This window comes from Nitrospirota bacterium, from assembly GCA_016194305.1.
Classification (GTDB): domain Bacteria; phylum Nitrospirota; class Nitrospiria; order JACQBW01; family JACQBW01; genus JACQBW01.
Window position 1 is genome coordinate 34,066 of sequence record JACQBW010000001.1, and the last position, 19,967, is coordinate 54,032.

Here is a 19,967-nt window from a genome sequence, read left to right on the forward strand (position 1 = left end):
GGCTCTTTTCGTATAAGGGACAGCGTTTCCACTTCGCACGATTAGAAACTTTTTACCCGGAGACTTCGACCCAATTGCTTAAATGATTTGATCCAGCGTTTCGCCAGGATTTCGCCATCCCGGACCCGCTTTTCCATCTTGGGCATCATTTTTTTCCCAATCGAAAAATAGAGGTTTTGCGATTTCCATAAATTCAGGTTCAAATGAAGAGAGGTCAGGATTTTAAGCAATTTATCCGTGGAATCGAGTAGCTGGACCCCGTCCGGATGGACGGACAGTTTTTTTAAGTCTCCCTCGATCCGCTCCGTGACCATCATTTCAATTTCAGGTTTGTCCAATTCTCCCGGCCACTGCTTCATTTCCTGAATCAGGCTTTCCAAATGTACAAAATCCGTTTCACGGGGCTGAAGGGCTTTCCGCAAGGCCACGTTTATTAAATACTCTTGTGCGGCCAGGAAGGGTCTGGGAAGAGATATCTGGAGATTCTTTAGAAGAGAGACCATTGGAATGGTCTCTTTATGAATTTGTCCGTAAAGAGATGCGAATCCTTCATAAGACCTTTTCAAAATTGAATTCAATATTTTTTTCTGATCATCTTTGAACAGGTTGAAAATAGAATAATTATTTTTGCCAAAAAAATCATAGAGAAGGCGAGATGCTTCCGAAAGGTCTCCTTTCGCAAAGGAGGCCTCCATTTCGATACAAACGTCTGAAAAATGACCCTCCTCTACTGACGAAGTGACGCCGCAGATCAAATGATGGCCCCCCAGATCCAGAATCGAATATCCTATATTTTCCTCTTCCCATGTCAATTCGGAGGAGACGCGGCACATTCCGGTGACCCACCTCAATCTGCCCAGTGCAGAGCGCCTTATTTCATGATTGTGCAGAGAGTAAAAGTAGAATTTTGAATGTTCCTGGTGGGGATCAAAAAGCGACAGAAGGGCATGATGGGCGCCGGCCTTCTTCAAATCGATCCGGGAGGGCTTTACGAATTTCTCATAGATGATCGCGCCATCCCCTTCCAGGAGGCTCGGTGCATTCCTCAGATATTCGACAAATTTCGGTTCCAGGGCCACGGATTTGATCTCTTCGGCAAGCTGAATGGCTCTGCACGCGTACTGCATGATCTGTACCGACTCAATTCCGGAGATATCATCGAAAAACCATCCACAGCTCGTGTACATCAGCATGGCATATCTTTGCATTTCGAGGAGCCGGAGTGTCCGGGACATTTCAGCTTCGTCGAGCATCCTGACTTGATGCCTTCTCAGGAACCGCTCACTTTCGACCCGCGATCGATGGGCGATCACTTCAATATACTCATCTCGCGCTTCCCAGGGATTCCGGAGCATGTCCGACGCCCCTTCTTCATAGATAGCCGCGGCTTGATCCCGGAGCCAGTCCATCCCTTCCCGGAGGGGAGCTCTCCATGGCTGTTTGCCTCCGGGGAATTTCCCGATATTGCAGCCGCAATTACTCCGCCATCTTTCTACCCCATGTGAACAGCTCCATGAACTTTTTTCGATAATTTCAATCATCTGAGACGGAGGATTCTTGGCGAGATATTCGCCATAATTGGTTAATTTCGCGATGTTCTTCGACTCAATTGTAAAAAGAGTATAGGCAAGGGCCATATCGGCGTGGGGCTGATGGTGTCCGAAAGTTTCTCCATCCGTCGCTATGTGAACAATCTGAGGACGATTCCTTTCTTCGCGAAAAGCGCCTGAGAGCTTGGAAGCAAATAAATCCCCGCTGCTCAGGAGATTCCCAAACGCGACTTCCCGGGAAATCGGTCCGTCGTAGAAAAATATGTTGATTGATTTTCCGGACGGCAGTTTACAAAGGTAGGGCATCGAAGGATCAATTTCTCCCTCCTTGACCTCTTTCCATTCTCCCTCCGATATGGGCTTGACCTTGCCGGCCTGATGAGGGGATAGAATCGTAAAAAGAATTCCGAATTCGGCAAGAACTTCCAGCGTCTCCAGATCGACTGCCGTTTCAGGAAGCCACATTCCTTCAGGATAACGCTCGAACCTCCTGACAAAATCCTTGATTCCCCAGCGGGTCTGAGTCAATTTATCGCGTCTGTTCGCAAGTGGCATAATCATATGATTATAAATCTGGGCCATGGCTGAACCATGACCCGAGAATCTTTTCGCGCTGATCCGGTCGGCTTCCAGAATCGCCTGGTACACCTCCGGCTGGCGGCGCTCTATCCAGGACAGGAGGGTCGGACCAAAATTAAAATTAATCTTCGCGTAATTATTGACAATGTCGATGATAGACCCATCTGTTCCCAGGATGCGGGAAGCAGAGTTCGGAGCATAACATTCTGCCGTAATCCTTTCGTTCCAGTCATGGTAAGGATGCGCAGATTCCTGGAGCTCAATCTCCTCAAACCAGGGATTTTCCCGGGGAGGCTGGTAGAAATGTCCATGTATGCAGATATATTTGTCCATATTAATTCGCTGTTTCGACTTTTAAGCGGTCCGTCCCTTCGACTGAAATTAAAACTTTCCTCTTAAAATAATAACATATCTCCAGATTTACGGTCGTATTTTATGATGAAGCTCACATGAACCATCAGGTCAGAGAAGAGGGCTTGAGGCAGGCAGGCGCTATACCGATCTTCTGAAGTGTTTCCAAAACCCTCATTCCGCTGCCCCAGTCGTTCCAGAGAACGCCCCTGACATGAATCACAAGAAGACGGGAAGGAAATTTTTCCAGGACCTGTTGCGAAATCGTAGCCTGTTCCATCTCCTGATACTCCTGCAGAATGACTTCGCTCTCCTCGGGTTTACCGATCGCCTGAATGATTTTCCCGAAGCGGCGATGGAGGTCCGGCAATGCATCCTTCACCAGTTTCAAGAGTGTCGAACATCGGGTAATCAAGACCAGCGTATTCCAGAGATAGCCCTGACTTAAAAAAGTCTCTGCAGATTTTCGGTCGGGCTTCTCATGAAATTTTTCCACTCTGTTAATTTCAAATCCTTTGATACTTGAAACCCTTTCACCCGTCTGGATCCATCCATATTCCGTCTCCGGCGCGTCCGGCTGTACACCCAAAAGGAGCACTTTGTCCGGAAAACTCTGAATCGCCCTGCTGGCATATTCAATATGTTCCATAAAGTGATCTTCCTCCAGAATAAAATGATCGGATGGGAAGACGGCCACAGTGCATTCGGGATTTTTCTTATAAATATAGGAAAGCGGAAGCAGAATTCCAGGAGCGGTTTCACGATTAATTGGTTGAAAAATGAGTGTTCCGGACGGTCGATCCTTCAATTGTTCCTGAAATGCCGGTTGGTGTTTTGGGTCAACAACCACCAGCAATTTGTCTCGAGCGATCAGCCTCTCCACTCTATCAAGAGTATGTTGAATCATGGTGCGTTTCCCGGTAAATGCGACGAATTGTTTAGGATGACTTGTCCCGTATTGATTCTTAATATATTCGACCATACGGGTTCCATGACCAGCGGCCAACACAATACCATGTAAGTCGACTTCAAAATGTGGGAGTAAAATATTGACGGACAGGTCAGATTTCAGGTGATACGGAGTCGGCATGTCTCCCTTCCCGATGAATAAGACCAAATAAGTATAAAAATATAGGTTATATAAAGCAAATATTTAATAACTTTTAAAAATCAGCATCGCGATATTCAAGAAACTTAACGCTTAACTTGAAATTGCGTTCAATCACCTATTCGACTATACTCCCTCTGAAAAGAGGCACGAACCCGGAACAAAAGATCACCATGATATTAGCTGGAGATATCGGAGGCACAAAAGTGGACCTCGCTTTCTTTCAGTCCGACGGGAAGAAATTGACGGAGGTACGGCAAGAAACTTTTCGAAGCAGGGAATTCGGCTCTCTGGACGAGGTCATTCAGAAGTTTTGTCTGAATGAACTGCCCCGAATTCAAAAGGCCTGTTTTGGCGTGGCAGGTCCCGTAGTGGACGGGCGCTGCGAGACGACGAATCTTCCCTGGGTTGTTGACGCCGAAGAAATGAAACATCGGTTTTCAATTCAATCTCTGTTTTTGTTGAACGATCTGGAAGCAATGGCCTACGGGACTGGCATTCTGGCTGAACATGAAACCGTCATTCTCAACCCGGGAATTCCCCGTAGTACGGGAAACCGCTGCGTCATTGCAGCCGGTACCGGACTAGGTGAAGCGATCCTTTTCTGGGACGGGACCCGATTCCAGCCTTCGGCCACAGAAGGGGGACACTCAGATTTTGCACCTCGAAATGAAATCGAATGGGAACTACTGAAATTTCTGATGGATCAATATCCCAGAGTCAGTTTTGAAAGAGTGCTTTCAGGACCTGGAATTTTAAACATTTACCGTTTTTTAACACTGCGTCGCGAAGGTGAAGAGCCTTCCTGGCTGAAGGAATCGCTTGAAAAAGAGGATCCTGCCAGCGTCATTTCAAAAGCAGCACTTGAATTGAAATCTGAGCTTTGCATCAAAACGATCGATTTGTTTGTTTCAATTTATGGGGCGGAAGCGGGAAATCTCGCATTAAAGACGATGGCAACGGGGGGTGTCTTTATAGGCGGGGGAATCGGAACAAAAATTTTGAAAAAACTGAGGGAAGGAGAGTTCGTCCGATCCTTTGTCAACAAAGGCCGGATGTCCTCTTTAATAAAGCGCATGCCTCTCAAAGTGATTATCAATGAAAAAACCGCTCTTCTGGGAGCGGCTCATTATGCTGACGACTTCAATTTAGCCAGGGCAATTTGATAAAGCTTTTCATACTCTTTTGCGGAACGATCCCATGAAAAATCCGCCGACATCGCGGTTTGAACCAGATTATTCCAGTTTGGCCTGTCTTGATAATAAGATAAAGCAAGACGGAGTGCCGTCAGGAGAGAATGCGAAGAGGCGGTTTCAAACTGGAAACCATTGGCGGCGTGTCTCATAAGATTTTTCGGTGTGGCATCCATAATGGTATCGGCAAGACCGCCTGTTTTTCTCACTAAAGGAATTGCTCCATAGCGAAGGGCATAGATTTGACTCAATCCGCAGGGCTCGAAAATGGAGGGCATCAGGAAGAGATCTGAACCCGCCATAACACGGTGGGAAAATTTATCATCGAAGGTAAGATGGACAGAAAGTTTATCTCGACATTTCTCGCTCGCTTTCTTGAATTGAGCTTCCAGTTCCGGTTCACCGACTCCCAAAACGACCATTTGAAGGTTAAGCGAGGTCAGTTCCTCGATCACTTCAAGTACCAGAGCCATTCCTTTTTGATGGGTAAGTCTTGAAACAATTCCGATCAAGAGAACATCCTTTTCCGGAAATTTGCATTTTCGTTGAAGGGAATTTTTACAAACCCTCTTCCCTTCCATCGATTTGGGGCTATAGCCACGGCTGAGCGATCGATCATTCGCCGGGTTCCATTTCTGATAATCCGCCCCGTTCAAGATCCCGTACAAATCGTCCTGGCGCTGGCGGATGAGGCCCTCCAGGCCGCATCCGAATTCGGGTTCCAGTATTTCCTTGCTATAAGTCGGACTGACGGTATTCAATAGATCCGCAAAAACAATCCCGGACTTGAGAAAATTAATCTTCCCGTAAAATTCCAATGTGTCGGAAGTAAAGTACGATTCCGGAAGTCCCAGAATGGGGAATACAGATTTTTGAAAAACACCCTGGAAAGCAAGGTTATGGATGGTAAAAAGCGTGCCCGTCATAAGATAAAAGGGATCCCTGGCAAGGTCCGCCTTCCGGTACGCCAGTGCAAGCGCCGTCTGCCAATCGTTGAAATGAAGGATGTCGGGATGCCAGTTTTGAAGTTTGGGAACTTCCAGAAGGGCCTTGCAGAATAGCGCAAAAGCCTCCGGATTGTCGGGATAGTCTTTTCCATTTTCCTGGTATGGCGCATCACGCCGTGAAAAAAAGGGCGTTGAGAGAAAGTAGACTTCAAGGGAACTGTTCGGCAGCATTCCGTTCCAGAGCGTTATCCGATGATTTTTTTCTCCCATCGGTACGGTAAACTCTTTTAATCTTTTGAGCCCCCATTCAACCTCTGAAATCATGCCATATTTCGGCATGATGATTTTCACATCGTGTCCCAGACGTTCGAGAGCAGGCGGAAGGGAACCTGCCACATCAGCCAGTCCGCCCGTCTTGGCAAATGGCTCCACTTCCGAAGCCGCAAATAAAACTCTCATCTTTTTTTTGACCCCTCGCGCGACAAGATCATTATTTTTGCCTTTCCCTTCTGTCACAAAAAGGGGGATGATCCGCAGAGTCATTGCGGACCTATCCCCCTACCGACACCCTCTCCCATTTCGGATTAAGGCGTTATGCTTTCACCTTTCGTCGCGGTCCTGTCAGGAAAAAGGTCCATACCACAAAACCCACTCATAGCATATTCCCTTTTCCCACGCAAAGGATATCATGAACCCCTTCTTTCAATATAGAGCTTTATTTTCTTTACGCAAAAATATCCCGGAACAAATATCATTGCGGCAAACAATAGACCGTAGAAAGGGGCGAGAGGATCATTTTTTCCAAAAAAATAGACATAACTGTCAATCACAATTGTGTAAAAAAGCAATATCTTGATCTTTAGCCACATGGTTAAGCCTCAAACTATCCCCGGTACCGGGAGAGAACCGGTCGAATCTCAATCCGGCCTCAAACAAGATTCGTTTACCCGGTCACGATTATTCCGCCTTTCTGTAGACACGATCATGCTCTCGTACCATATCCCTTACCTTGACACCGACAGTCTGACCTGTTTCGGCGGTTTCAATATTTTGATGTTCAATTTCAATGGACTCTACCACCTGTTCAAAGTCCGTCGTGTGTCCTTTGATATGAATTGTATCCCCCACACGGAGATAACCGGTATCCAGCTCAATGATGGCGACATTGGAATGATTATAATAGTGAACCACTTTTCCAATTAAGACTCCCGTTGACGCGGGTATTGGAAATCCGTTGCCCGGTAAAGCCGTGGTCACGGTCACGATCGTTTCTTCAATGATGGCCACCGGTCGCGCGGCAGAAACAGGCTTGTTTTTGGTCGCGGATGGCTTGACTGGCTTCACGATCGTTTTTTTCTTTTGGGTCGTTGGTGCGGTCTTTTTCCGGGTCGCAGGTTTTTTCGCCTTTTGCTTTGGAGCAGCCTTTCGCGCCTTTTTCGCCGTGGTCACCTTTTTTGCCGCCTTCCCGACCGCTTTCTTTTTTCGGGCAGTCGTTGTCACCTTTTTCCTGGCGGCCGGCTTTTTCTTGACCTTCTTTGCAGATTTTGATTTAGCTTTCATGACAACCCCTCCTTTATGATTGATATTGTAATGCCCGCTCGATTCGATGTTGATCGAACCACCAGGCCCATACGGGAAATAACCAGGTCATTAAAGTGCCCATTGCAATCGCGGTTGTGCTGGGCGGCGGGGGAGCAAAGAGACTTCCCGCATAGCCAAAAATGAGAAAAAGGGCGAAACTCCAGAACCCGTATTTTCCGATCCTGTCTTGAGGTGCAGTCACACGAAGATAAATCATCATGCCGGTTAGAAAAAGAAAGTTTTCGAGGAGAAAAGTAAGGGTCACATGATTCCAGAGTCCACCTCCGACTAAAATCGCGCTTCCCGGGTAGAGCGGGAGGTCAGGTCGATGCACGATGGCATCCAGCAGCCAGTGGCTGACGACTCCGATCCAGATCCAGAGCGTTCCGGAAATGTAACGGGTGACACTGAAATAAAATCCCGCAAAAAGTGAGGCCCAGACGAGGGTGGCGAGAAGGCTGTGAGAATAGGGATAGTCGAAAAAATCCAGCGGAGTCACAGCCGTGTTTCCTGGATCAATCCTGACATGTTCCCAGCCGAACAAGAGAAATATCGGCCAAATCAGATCCAAAAAAATGGGTGCCGCGATCAGAAGTCCCAGAGAGGTTTTCGGTGCAAACTTTTTGGCAGCCAAACCCACGGCATAATGACCTATAAACATGATAGGCACGCTCCTCTCCGATCCGCTTTTGTCCAAAACGAATTATAATCAAAATGACTTTATAGAGCAATATCAGGCAAATCAAGTCTATTCTCATGGACCGTTGTCAAGAGGTTTTTAATCCAGTTGAATCCTGGGAGTTTCCAAACCGAGAATGGGACATTCTCCACGACCGAAAGGAAGAAGATATACGGTCATTTCCTTCAAGAATCGATTCACTTCGATGCCCATCCATTTCTTTCCATGAAACGGTTTAAGCTGAACCGACGCCGCCTTCCAGAGTTTTTCTGCTGAATTTCTTTCTCGAATGTGGAGTTTTAAAAGCATCGCCGTAATCTGAATGAGTCCTTGAATGAATTGGGCCGGTTCTGCTTCGGGGGCATGCCTGATCCAGAGACCTTCCCACGATTCATGGGCTTCCCAAAAATAAAATCGGTTAAAAAGATCTACCCCTTGAAGGTAGATTTCCAGCGTCTCCCATTGTTCCGGGGACCAATTGAGCGGGCTTGATAATCGGCCCGTATTGTAGCTGTGACCTTTTGGATCACGTGTGGGGTGGGGATATAGCCCGGGGACAAATCGGTACGCCGGAAGAGAGCGATTCGATGCATACCAGGGAAGATGCGTCTGATCAGGAGGCTCAGGAATAGGAAAAACAGATCCCATAAACAGATTTTGGCTTTCGATATAAAACTCTATTTGGCGGTATAACCTCCATCGATCACCAGTTCACTCCCCGTGACGAACTTGGCCTCTTCGGACGCGAGATAGAGTATCCCGTAAGCGATATCATCCGCTTCACCGATATGACCAAGCGGATGCAGGTCATCGGCAAATTTCCGGGTTTCTTCCACATTGCCCTTGGACTTGAAGAAATTCTCCACCATGGGAGTCCAAATGAATCCGGGATGAACAGAGTTGACACGAATTTTATTCTTGGCGTAAAGCAGAGCATCCGTTTTTGACATCAGCCTGACAGCCCCTTTCGAGGCATGGTAAGGTGGAACGTCTGCCCCCCCGACAAGCCCGTAAATGGAGGAGAGATTGACGATACTCCCCCCTCCTTTTTTCATAAAGGGAATTGCATGTTTGGTACAAAAGAAAACGCCTTTCACATTGACGGCCATTACCCTGTCCCATTCTTCCGAGGTCACTTCGTGGGTGGGTTTATCTGTTCCTGAAATACCGGCATTATTGACCAGAATATCGATTTTTCCAAAGGCTTTTTGAATTTCCGAGAAAGTTTTCTTGACCTCATTTTCATTCGAAACGTCTAATAACCAGAACTTCGCAACGCCTTTGGCTCGATCAATTTCTTCGACAACCTTTAAACCCTCTTTTTCCAGAACGTCTGTTACTGCAACTTTGGCCCCTTCTTTTGCAAGAAGCAGAGCCGTGGCACGCCCTATGCCCAGCGACCCTCCTGTCACAATCGCCGTCTTCCCTTCCACTCGTTTCATTTCAGCACCTTTCCAAATTTCTCAAAAATGGTTTGAATCCAGGATTTCTTAATTGCCTGCCTCTATCTCTTAAAATGAGCAATATCGGTACCAATTGAAATCGTTCCAGCATGGGAATCTGCTGAAGGTCATTTATACACATAAAAACAATGAGTTTAAGGCCTGGATTCCAATTGCAGCACTCAATGGATTTCTTTTTACTTTAAAGTGTTCTCTGAAAATGTCCTGTTCATTTGACAGAAAAACAGGAACGGGTGTCGTTTCAATTGAAATGTTTGAAATTATCAGCTCCTCCACTCTGTCTAAGTATTTAGCCAGGGTAAGGGCTTGGCTGTACAGGTCATCATCGAAGCACCCGCCTCAAAACCTTTCAACGGGCCAGAATTTGAGCCCATTTCATCCACCGTAAATCCAGTGGTTTTGGCACCGAGGACATTTTCAAAAGAGGCGTTGAAACAATCTCCCCATTGACCAGGCCAATCAGGTTTCCCCGCTTTCCCTCCATCAAAGATTCTACCGCAGCCACCCCCATGCGGGTTGCCAGGAGCCGGTCGAATGCGCTCGGCGAACCGCCCCTCTGGACATGACCCAGCGTGGTGACTCGGAGTTCAAATCCGATGCGCTGATGATGTTCCTTGAAATAGGCCGCAATTTCGGCCGCTTTGAAGCGTACTCCTTCCGCAACGACCGCAATCGCATGGGCTTTTCCCCGATCGTAAGCCGCACGAAGTTCGGATGCAATCACTTCCGGTTCGAACGGAACTTCCGGAATGGCGACCACTTCGGCGCCTCCCGCAATGCCGATCATCAGGGCCAGATATCCACAGTTCCTTCCCATCACTTCCACGAGAAAGGCCCTATTGTGAGATGACGCCGTGGTTTTAATTCGATCGACCGCCTCCAACGCGGTATTGATCGCCGTATCGACGCCAATAGAGATGTCGCACCCCGGCAGATCATTATCAATGGTTGACGCTACGCCAACCACAGGAAACCCCTCGCGCGAAAGCGCCAGGGCGCCCTGCTGCGATCCGTTTCCTCCAATGACGACCAGCGCTTCCACTTCATTCTTTTCGAGAACGTTCAGCGCTTTTCGCCGGCCCGAATCCGTTTCAAATTCCGGACAACGGGCACTTCCCAGAATGGTCCCGCCCCTTTCGATAATTCCACCCACGTCCCGGTCCCCGAGGTGTCTTAACTCCCCCTTGATCAAACCCGAAAATCCATGGCAAAATCCGACAACTTCTATCCCCTCAGCCGCTGAAATTCGGGTCACCGCACGGATCGCGGCATTCATTCCCGGAGAATCCCCACCGCTTGTCAGAATGCCAATTTTTTTCATCGTCGAATTATTCCCTGTGATATGTCGGCAATAGAGGCATCATGATTTAAATCCTATGGATTCTTCAAAAGAAAGAAGCGACTGGTTTCGACGCAGAAACAACCGGTCAAGGAGAATCTTGTCCACAAACCATCTTTTTGACATCAAGTATCTGGAAGTGATAGCGGTGATCCACCCAGGGAACTGTTCTGTCGCCTGACCTCGTTCTCCGAACCGATGCAGAATTTTTGAATCATAAGATGCCAGCGATGCCTGATTGTAGTCTCCATTGGATTCAATAATCGTTTCCGCCGCAAAAAGCGCGGACTCAATGGCCGGCCGGATTCCCTCCCCGCTCTCCGCATAAGCCAGTCCGGCGGAATCGCCAATGAGCAATACGCCGTCTCCGGAAAGGTCACGATGCGAATGGGAATTCAGAATATAGGAATGTCCCTTGAAGACATATTCCTTGTCCTGCGGAATCTTCTTGGTTTGCTTCAACTGAAGAAGAAAATTTTCCATATGACGAGAAAAGTTCGACCGGTCTTCCCTTCCCAGCCCGACATTTAAATAAGCTCCCTTCTTAAAACACCATCCGTAACCCTTTAAATCATCTGAAAAATAGAGCTCGGGACTCTCGGAATGAATGGCGTAATCCCCGTCTTTTTCCGGATCAATGAAGAATTCAGCCTCCTGGGCAATGACGACCTCTTTGTGATCGTCCCGCTCTTTCCCAAGGTATCGTGCGACGGGACAGTGATGTCCTCCCGCTCCGATCAGGAGCGGAGTCTTGATTCGGCCATTGATGATCCAGTCGGATCCTTCCCGACGAATATCATGAACCGACTCACCCAGGCAAAGCTCTGCGTTGGACCGATGCAATAAATATTCGTCAAATTCATATCGGCGAATGCCGTAACTGACTGCATAAGGATACTGAATTTCAACCGGAGAACCACTCATCGACGAAACCTGAAAACCGGTAATCGCCTGAAACACTCTCTGTTGACGATACGCTTCCCGATCCAGTGCCAGGAGTTCCACGACAGCGGGTGTAATCCACCCCGCGCAAACTTTATCGCGCGGAAAAACAGCCCGATCCATCAGAACGACCTGAAAGCCTGCCTTTTTCAGGCGCCACGCGGCGGTGGACCCGGCAGGTCCACCGCCAACAATTACAGCATCTCGCGCATCCATGAATGTTCCCGTTCTCCGGCATTCAACCGGTAGAGGTGTTCTCTGGACCAGGGAATTTCGTTGTAACGTCCGCGAGTAAAAAGGATCTGGAACAATTGAAGGGTTCCAGTTCGGAAGGAGACGAGTGAGCCGGCAAGATAGAACCGCCAGGCTCTCATGAAAGTCTCATCAAACAGGTTGGAAACTTCTTTCGACGCGCCTTCATAACGAGCGAGCCAATGTTCCAGAGTTTTGGCATAATGAAGGCGGAGATTTTCGATATCCAAAACAGAAAAATCCTGCGGTTCAAATATATCCATCATTTCTCTCAGCGTCGGGGGGTATCCTCCTGGAAATATCCTCCGCTCAATCCAGCCCCCAATCGGACCCGCAACATTACGACCTATTGAATGAATCAAGCCCCGACCGGTGGAAAGAAGTACTTTGTCGATGATCGTTCCCAATTGACGGTAATTTTCTCTGCCGACATGCTCCAGCATCCCGATGGAAACGAAGGCATCGCATTGTCCCTTGATATTTCGATAGTCGTCCTCGATAAACTCGACCTGGTGGCTCATCCTCTCATTTTCGGCACGTTGACGTGCGTAAGTGATCTGTTCATGAGAAATATTGTATGCTTGGACTTTCACACCGTAATGGCGGGCCATATGCAATGCCAGCCCACCCCAGCCGCATCCGGCTTCGATGACGGTATCACCCGGCTTGAGCAGAAGTTTACGGCAGACATGATCCATTTTAGCCACCTGGGCATCCTCAAGTGTCATTTCCGGATCCGGGAAGTAGCCCGAGGTATAGTTCATATTCTTGTCCAGCCAAAGACGGTAAAAGGAATTTCCAATATCATAATGGTGATGAATATTCTCCCGGGATTTTTCCAGACTATTCGAGATCCGATACAGGCTCCGCGGGAGAAATCCCTCTGCTTTGTAACTGGAAAGGGCACGATAAATAATTTCCAGGAACGAAACAAGATCGCCCTCTACTTCCAGTCTTCGGGTACTATAAGCATCCCCGAAATAGAGCTCGGGATCCGCAAATACCCGGAATGCCATCGCTGGATCATGGAAGGTCACGGTACCAAGAGGGTAACATCCTTTGGGAACAATTGAACTTCCGTCCCAAAAGAGAACACGGATAGGAGGGTTATTGATTCGGTTCAAAAGTTTTTGAACAAGCCATTTCGCAAGCGAAAGAGAGAGTCGACCGGCGCGATTCTTCCCTTTTAATAAAGCCGGCATGGGTTTATCGGGGTTGTTCCCGGAGTGACCCCTTATCCACCGACCAGAAACTCCGTTCATTTTCCATTCTCCAAAAATAAGTCGGGTTGTGGAAATGCCTATAAGTTAATTATCTAATATCTCTTCAAATAAAAACAATGAATTTCCCGTACGCCGATTCAATCCCGGAGTGCGAGTCTAGTATTCCTGCGGTCCTCTCACCGGACACCGTTTCAATGAATGCAACAATAAGCGATCATGGCCGGTGCAGAATCTCCACCAATCGGGTCATGACCACTACCGCATCCGGTTGATGTTGCTGAGAATATACGGATATTAAATTTCGAAGCATTCTTTCCAAAATCGCTCTGTTTCCAGTAACTTGCAAATAGTTTTCCCGGTATCCGTATCCGGAATTTGTCAGAAAAACAATGCATTCTTCTTTTGTAACGAGCTTTCCTCCATTAAAGGGATCGATGAAAAGAGATTCCCCTTCACCGGTATATGTCACGATAAAATGGCCCGGCATGCCAACCGGGTAAAAGGGTAAATTCAATCGCCTGGCAATCAATACGAGCAACAATGAAAGTGTGATCGGTAAACCTGTCTTTCTGTCCATGACTGCAGGAAGATAGCTGTTATCGGGGTCATGGTAATTTTCACGATTTCCGGTAAACCCCAGTTTTTGGAAAAAGGTGTTGAGTACGATCTGATATTTCTTTTTTCCTGAACGATCTCTTTTTAATGCCTGTGAAATGTCGTCTGCCCATTGATTCAAGATGAGTCGATAGCTCTCGCTGTTCAAATGGGGGAAAGCGTATGTGGAAATGAGAAAAGCGCCTTCCTCCAAATTGACCTCGTTAGGTTCGGAACAAAACACGATCCACTTTCTGTTCAGTACATCGATTCGGATGTTTTCCAAAAGAGAAGCGGCTTCCTTCTGAATCTTAAGATCGGCGTGGGACAAAGCCTCTATCAAGAACGGCAACATGTCTGAGTGTAACTCGATTAATCGTCTTTTGATCAAACTCAGATTCCGGTCGTCGGTTTCTGAAAGGAGGGAAATGAGCGCTTTGATTTCGGTTTCAATCGGATTCATTTTGATTTCATGTTGGCCCGAAGACGGGTCACAATGGATCGAAATTTTATTTCATGCTGGTCCTGAAGTGCGGAGGCACGCGCCCGGAGTTCAGCTCTTTTCGGTAACTTGTCCTGTTTCAAGGCAAAGCTGATAAAGTTATCGTCGTTTTCAGTTTTGACTGTGAAAACCTTATTGGCGAACACTTTGGAAAGCCGGCCCAGGTAAGTCTGCATTTGGGACTCGCTTTTTAAAAGGTTTACGACAAGGACTCCCTTATCTCGCAATGACTGAAAGCAATGCGTATAGAATCGCTTGCTGCTCAAGTTTCGAGGCAGACCGTAGGCATCATAGCCGTCAACCATAATCACATCGGCGCTCTCCTGACACCTTTCCATGTACTCCGCTCCGTCTGCATGAACAACATCGAAGCGGTCGTCGTCCGAAGGAATTTCAAAATCGTCTCGAAGTGCGATGACTTCTTTCTCTATTTCGACTGTTGTGATCCTGCAATCTGGAAAATATCGAAAACAGTACTTGGATAACGACCCGCCGCCAAGTCCAACAATGAGGATACGGCGTGGAATGGGGAACAACAGGAGGAATCCCATCATCGTTTGAGTGTAACCCAATTCCAGCTCGAACGGGGCATTTTTGCGCATGGTGCTCTGCAGCGTCGAGGCAGTGAACTGAATCGATTTTACTTCATCATCTTCGTAAATGAGTGGCCTGGACGTCATGCTCTCTCTCCGCACTCTTTCAACTGGAACAACCCCTGAAATACCGTCCGTACCTGGTGAATATCTTCATTTCCGGATTAACGATTCCTCTTTTCTCGTTCCTGATGATGAAAATGCCTTCGAACCTTCGCGGCAATTTGACGGTGGGTCATTTTGTCAATGGTTTCCAATGCGACAATCCGGCTTTCCATCTTCTCTTTTACGAGGAGTTTTTTCAGCGCAGTCTTGGCCTCTCCCGGACCAAAAATGAAAATGGACTCCGCGTCACCGATCGAGGCAGCAACCGCACCATAGTATATATTAAGATGCCCGGTATATTTTCTCTGGCGCCGATTGTCTGCGGGTACCTGCTGTGATTCAAAAGGCATGACGGCACGTACACCTCCGGAGCGGCCCGGTTGTTTCTCAACATGGGATATCACCAGCCCCATCTCCTCTCCTTTATCCGAAATCGTAACGACAATCGCTTTTCTCTGGTCGATCCATAATCCCACCTTTGTTCGCATTCAATTCTCCCTGGTTTCCCGAAATCGTGGTTTAAATTAGAGACTCTTTTGGAATTTGCAGTTAGAGTATAGAAATGATATCGATCCCTTTTCAAGGAAATTCATAGTCCAAAATTAGAAGATGATCTCTTCAAATAATACGGCTATAATTTCAATTTTATTGTCCGACCCTTTTTCCCGGTTTAAGGCGATTCGAATGAAAGCTATGGTAATCCAAAATCGGTCTCCAATCGAAAACAGACCCCTTCAGCTCGTCGAATTACCGAACCCCGTGCCGGGAGCAGGCGAAGTCCTGGTCCGGGTTGAGGTGTGTGGCATTTGTCGAACGGACCTCCATGTGATCGAAGGGGAACTGCCTGCCTGCTCTTCAACTCTCGTCCCAGGTCATCAGATTGTCGGTCATATTGCCGGACTGGGCCCCGATGCGACTCGATTCAGACAGGAAGACCGGGTGGGTATCGCCTGGCTGAACCGATCTTGCGGCATCTGTCCCTATTGCAGAAAAAAACAGGAAAATCTTTGCGATAATCCCCGTTTCACTGGATACCATGTCAATGGCGGTTATGCAGAATACGTCGTGGCTCCGGAAGCGTTTATTTATCCCCTGCCTCCTGCGCTCTCTTCGACGGAATGTGCTCCCCTCCTCTGTGCGGGCATCATCGGATATCGTGCTTATACCCGATCTGAAATCAAAAGAGGGGAACGATTAGGTCTATACGGGTTTGGTGCTTCGGCCCACGTGGTAATACAGATAGCCCAATATTATGGATGCGAAGTCTACGTTTCAACGCGTGGTGAAAAACATCGCGAATTGGCCTCTCGACTCGGGGCGACCTGGGTCGGAGACGCACAAGAAACCCCGCCTCAAAAATTGAATGGCGCCATAGTCTTTGCTCCGGCGGGCGAGCTCGTTCCCTTTGCACTCAGTTCATTGGACAAGGGAGGGACCTTGGCGCTCGCAGGCATTTATATGAGCCAGATCCCGCCTTTGGACTATGAAAGACACCTCTTTCTTGAAAAAAAACTCTGCAGTGTGACTGCCAATACGAGGGAAGACGGAGAGGCTCTTTTTCAACTTGCCAAAGAAGTGCCGATTAAAGTTCATACGGAACTTTTTCCGCTGGAACAAGCAAATGAGGCGCTATATCAGCTCAAGTGCGATGGCATTCAGGGCGCCGGAGTTCTCAGAGTTCGGTAAAGCCAGATCTCCGAGTGACCGAATTGAGCTGTTTTCAATATGCGGCATAGCTTTGGTCAACTCCAAGCGGCGGCTCGCGACCTCCGATAGAAGAACCTCTTGACCCCTTCGACTGCAAATAGATAAAGAAATACCATTCCCCCAAGAATTCCAAAAAATGAAATGGACAGTGGCTGAAATCCAAGATATCCAGCGACGGGAAGATACGGCAGGGCGACAGCAAGCGCAACCACCGACAGGGAGGTGGTTGTAAGCAGCAGGCTCGGGTGACTTGAGAACATATTCCGCCGGGTACGAATTACAAAGATCACCAACACCTGGGTAGCAAGCGATTCAACAAACCAGCCGGTATGAAAAAGTGCCTCATTCGCATGAAAAATTGTGAGCATGACATAAAATGTCATAAAATCGAATATTGAGCTTACTGGCCCGACCCACATCATGAAGTTTCGGATAAAACCCATGTCCCACTCCCTGGGGAGTGCCAGGTCCTCATCATCTACGTTGTCCATGGGAATGGGAAATTCAGAGATGTCGTAGAGCATATTGTTCAGGAGGATCTGAGTCGGCAGCATGGGAAGAAAGGGCAAAAACAATGTGGCCGAAGCCATGCTAAACATGTTTCCGAAGTTGGAACTTGTCCCCATCATAATGTACTTAAGAACATTTTGGAAAGTACGTCGTCCTTCGCGAATCCCTTTAAACAGCACACCCAAATCTTGTTCGAGCATCACCATGTCGGCCGCCTGTTTTGCAACATCTACCGCGGTATCCACCGATATACCCACATCTGCAGACTGCAGGGAAGGGGCATCGTTGATGCCATCTCCCAGGAAACCCACCACATGTCCTCGCCTCTTCAAGGCGAGAATAATGCGATTTTTCTGAGCCGGATTGACCCTGCAAAACAGCCTTACACTCTCGACTCGCGCGAGCAAGGCATCATCGTTCAAATTTTGAATTTCGGTTCCGGTAAGGACACCTGTAACCGGAATGCCGATCTCCTTGCAAACATGGCGCGTCACCAGTTCGTTGTCGCCGGTGAGAATCTTGATATTGACTTTTGATTTCTCCAGATCGGCAACGGCTTGTATCGCACTGGTCTTGGGGGGATCAAGAAAAGCCGCAAACCCTGCGAAGACAAGCTCGGTTTCGTCACTGACAATGGCATGGGGATGGTCAAGCGGTACCGGGCGCCAGGCTATGCCCAGTACCCGATACCCTTCCTTGCTCAATTCTTCAAAAAGATTTCCGATCTTCTTTCGGGCTCCGGCTTCCAGTTCAATCAGGAACCCCTGTTTGTCTTCGTATGTGACACAGAGGCGGAGAATATCCTCGGGAGCGCCTTTTACTGTCAGCATGCGCACGCCGTTGCCCTGAACCAAGACCGAGATCCGGCGTCGTTCAAAATCAAAAGGAACCTCATCGATTTTCTCCCACTGGCTTACACTAACTTCCTGATGCATCAGGATGGCCTCATCGAGCGGGTTTTTGAGGCCGGTTTCGAAATAACTATTAAGATAAGCCAGCTCAAGAACGCGATGACTATTTTGTCCGGAATGATCAACGTGCCGTTCGAGCCGAATGCGCGCCTCCGTAAGTGTGCCGGTTTTGTCCGTGCACAACACATCCATTGCTCCCAGGTCCTGGATCGCTGCCAGTCGTTTGACAATGACCTGTATAGAGGCCATTCGCAAAGCACCTCGGGCCAAAGTAACGGACACAATCATCGGAAGCAGTTCCGGAGTAAGGCCTACGGCAAGAGCCACGGCAAACAGGAAGGTTTCCAGAAGAGGCCGGTGAAATAGGGCAGTAACAAGCAGAACGAAAAGGACCAATAATAAAGTCAGACGTAGAATCAGGACGCCGAACTCTCTCGTTCCACGGTCGAAAGCGGTCGGCGGTGGTTTGGTCAGCAAGGACTCGGCAATTTGGCCTAAAGTTGTAGCGGTCCCGGTGCGACATACGATTACTCTGGCAACGCCACTGATTACGGACGTCCCCATCAACACGGTATTCGAGGAAGCATCAACGACAGCTTCAACGGACGGCAAATCGCCGCATTGCTTTTCCACGGGAAACGGTTCCCCGGTGAGCAAAGCCTGATTGACGAACAGGTCCTTGGCTTCAATAATTCGGCCATCGGCAGGCACAAGATCACCTGCGGAGAGAACCAACACATCGCCTTCCACCAATTCCGTGATCGGAATTTTTTTTTGGATGCCTTGTCGTGTGACTGTAGCACGCACCGTAACCTGTTCCATCAGGCGTTCAGCCGCTCGGCCAGCCCGGTGCTCCTGCACAAAATCAAAGGTCACGCTCATGAGGATGATCCCGGAAATGATCAGGAAACTGGCTGTATCGCCAGTCAACGCGGAAACACCACTTGCCAAAAACAGCAAGATTACCAATGGATTCCGGAAGCGAGAAAGAAACTCGACGACAAGCGCACGACGCCGTTTAGGGCGCAACCGATTTGGCCCGTTAGTTCGCAGACGAAATGCGGCCTGCGCATCACTGAGTCCATTCAAGTCGGTGTCGAGCGCTTCGATCAATTGGGAAAGAGGCTGCCCCATATCCGATGCTATCTTCATTAGCTCGATCTTGGGAAATAAGGGGAAACGGGTGCAAGAGATTTGGATTTATAGAAACGTAACTTTACCGATCAATACCGATCGAAAGACAATTTGTTCATTCAAGAGGATCCATCCTTCATTGCGACTGTTTTTCTGAAACTTCGACGAAACTGGCCTGAGGACCCTTTTCACCTGATTCTTCCACAAATTGCACTTCCTCCCCTATTTTTAAGCGGTCAAACTCGGCATTTAGAAGACTATTTCGATGGAAATAAAAGGTTCGCCCGTCTTCCGAATCCAAAAAACCGTATCCCTTCAAAGAAAATAATTGGGTGATCCGCCCAGGCAAAGTGAGGTTCTCATGGGTTTTCACAATACCGCGCTGACGCCGGGCAAATTGCTCTAAATTGCGCCGGGCGGCGTCAAATGCATCTCGAATGGCCACATAGACATCTTCGTTGGCCTTTTGCGTGATGACTAATTCCTTACCAGGTACCGTGATATCAATTCTTACTTCGTACAAAATCCCCTTATGATGATGCCGGTGGGGCGCTTCCACTACCACCCGGCAGCCGGTAATCTTATCGTAAAGAGAATCAAGCCCGGCAGCCTTTTCCCGTATATCCATCTCCGCCGCTTCCGAAAGTGACATGTTTCGAACTGTAAGCTGTAATGGCATATTCATGCGAAAGCCTCCTCATTTT

Annotated in this window: 18 protein-coding genes; 2 read left to right on the top strand and 16 right to left on the bottom strand. The window is 48.1% G+C overall.

All coding sequences use genetic code 11. From position 1 onward, the window contains the following. Nucleotides 1–41: 41 nt before the first annotated feature. Nucleotides 42–2,462: a DUF3536 domain-containing protein gene (locus tag HY200_00180; protein ID MBI3593354.1), complete on the bottom strand. Its 2,421-nt coding sequence runs from the start codon at nt 2,460–2,462 to the stop codon at nt 42–44. A gap of 124 nt (nt 2,463–2,586) precedes the next feature. Next, a complete protein-coding gene (locus HY200_00185; protein MBI3593355.1) occupies nt 2,587–3,570 on the bottom strand; it encodes an NTP transferase domain-containing protein in 984 nt (327 codons plus the stop codon). Between the two features lie 191 nt (nt 3,571–3,761). Here HY200_00185 and glk point away from each other — a divergent pair, with 191 nt between their 5' ends. Continuing rightward, the gene (glk, locus tag HY200_00190) at nt 3,762–4,754 is read left to right on the top strand and encodes a glucokinase (protein MBI3593356.1); all 993 of its coding nucleotides are present in this window, start codon (nt 3,762–3,764) and stop codon (nt 4,752–4,754) included. Here glk and glgA read toward each other — a convergent pair. From glgA to HY200_00250, 12 genes are all read right to left on the bottom strand, one after another. Next, nucleotides 4,718–6,271, bottom strand: a complete 1,554-nt coding sequence (gene glgA / locus HY200_00195; protein MBI3593357.1) for a glycogen synthase GlgA — start codon at nt 6,269–6,271, stop codon at nt 4,718–4,720. The two genes, glk and glgA, sit on opposite strands and share 37 nt — an antisense overlap. 143 nt (nt 6,272–6,414) lie before the next feature. Next, nucleotides 6,415–6,597 carry a hypothetical protein gene (locus HY200_00200; protein ID MBI3593358.1) on the bottom strand — a complete coding sequence of 61 codons (183 nt, stop codon included), beginning with the start codon at nt 6,595–6,597 and terminating at the stop codon, nt 6,415–6,417. 88 nt (nt 6,598–6,685) lie between these two features. Then, nucleotides 6,686–6,952: a translation elongation factor-like protein gene (locus tag HY200_00205; protein ID MBI3593359.1), complete on the bottom strand. Its 267-nt coding sequence runs from the start codon at nt 6,950–6,952 to the stop codon at nt 6,686–6,688. Nucleotides 6,953–7,301: 349 nt separating this feature from the next. Further along, nucleotides 7,302–7,970, bottom strand: a complete 669-nt coding sequence (locus HY200_00210) for a hypothetical protein (protein ID MBI3593360.1) — start codon at nt 7,968–7,970, stop codon at nt 7,302–7,304. A gap of 117 nt (nt 7,971–8,087) precedes the next feature. Beyond that, nucleotides 8,088–8,636, bottom strand: a complete 549-nt coding sequence (locus tag HY200_00215) for a DUF309 domain-containing protein (GenBank protein ID MBI3593361.1) — start codon at nt 8,634–8,636, stop codon at nt 8,088–8,090. A gap of 29 nt (nt 8,637–8,665) precedes the next feature. Beyond that, a complete protein-coding gene (locus HY200_00220; GenBank protein MBI3593362.1) occupies nt 8,666–9,430 on the bottom strand; it encodes a glucose 1-dehydrogenase in 765 nt (254 codons plus the stop codon). 370 nt (nt 9,431–9,800) lie between these two features. Next, nucleotides 9,801–10,772: a 6-phosphofructokinase gene (gene pfkA, locus HY200_00225; protein ID MBI3593363.1), complete on the bottom strand. Its 972-nt coding sequence runs from the start codon at nt 10,770–10,772 to the stop codon at nt 9,801–9,803. Nucleotides 10,773–10,811: 39 nt separating this feature from the next. Further along, a complete protein-coding gene (locus HY200_00230) occupies nt 10,812–11,948 on the bottom strand; it encodes an NAD(P)/FAD-dependent oxidoreductase (protein ID MBI3593364.1) in 1,137 nt (378 codons plus the stop codon). Further along, on the bottom strand, nt 11,927–13,186 hold the full coding sequence (locus HY200_00235; GenBank protein MBI3593365.1) for a class I SAM-dependent methyltransferase: 1,260 nt from the start codon (nt 13,184–13,186) through the stop codon (nt 11,927–11,929). The genes HY200_00230 and HY200_00235 overlap by 22 nt, the downstream gene beginning before the upstream one ends. Nucleotides 13,187–13,421: 235 nt before the next feature. Continuing rightward, nucleotides 13,422–14,264, bottom strand: a complete 843-nt coding sequence (locus tag HY200_00240) for a hypothetical protein (protein ID MBI3593366.1) — start codon at nt 14,262–14,264, stop codon at nt 13,422–13,424. Further along, nucleotides 14,261–14,983 carry a hypothetical protein gene (locus HY200_00245; protein MBI3593367.1) on the bottom strand — a complete coding sequence of 241 codons (723 nt, stop codon included), beginning with the start codon at nt 14,981–14,983 and terminating at the stop codon, nt 14,261–14,263. Before HY200_00245 ends, HY200_00240 begins: the two co-directional genes overlap by 4 nt. Before the next feature lie 77 nt (nt 14,984–15,060). After that, complete coding sequence (locus HY200_00250) at nt 15,061–15,489, bottom strand: hypothetical protein (protein ID MBI3593368.1); 429 nt, start codon at nt 15,487–15,489, stop codon at nt 15,061–15,063. A 196-nt stretch (nt 15,490–15,685) separates the two neighbouring features. Here HY200_00250 and HY200_00255 point away from each other — a divergent pair, with 196 nt between their 5' ends. Next, nucleotides 15,686–16,687 (top strand): zinc-dependent alcohol dehydrogenase family protein, encoded by a 1,002-nt coding sequence (locus HY200_00255; protein MBI3593369.1) that lies wholly within the window; start codon nt 15,686–15,688, stop codon nt 16,685–16,687. Nucleotides 16,688–16,743: 56 nt separating this feature from the next. Here the strand turns inward: HY200_00255 and mgtA are convergent, their stop codons facing one another. Both mgtA and HY200_00265 read right to left on the bottom strand, forming a co-directional pair. Next, nucleotides 16,744–19,281, bottom strand: a complete 2,538-nt coding sequence (gene mgtA / locus HY200_00260) for a magnesium-translocating P-type ATPase (GenBank protein ID MBI3593370.1) — start codon at nt 19,279–19,281, stop codon at nt 16,744–16,746. Between the two features lie 118 nt (nt 19,282–19,399). Continuing rightward, nucleotides 19,400–19,948 carry an HPF/RaiA family ribosome-associated protein gene (locus HY200_00265; GenBank protein MBI3593371.1) on the bottom strand — a complete coding sequence of 183 codons (549 nt, stop codon included), beginning with the start codon at nt 19,946–19,948 and terminating at the stop codon, nt 19,400–19,402. Between the last annotated feature and the right edge of the window lie 19 nt (nt 19,949–19,967).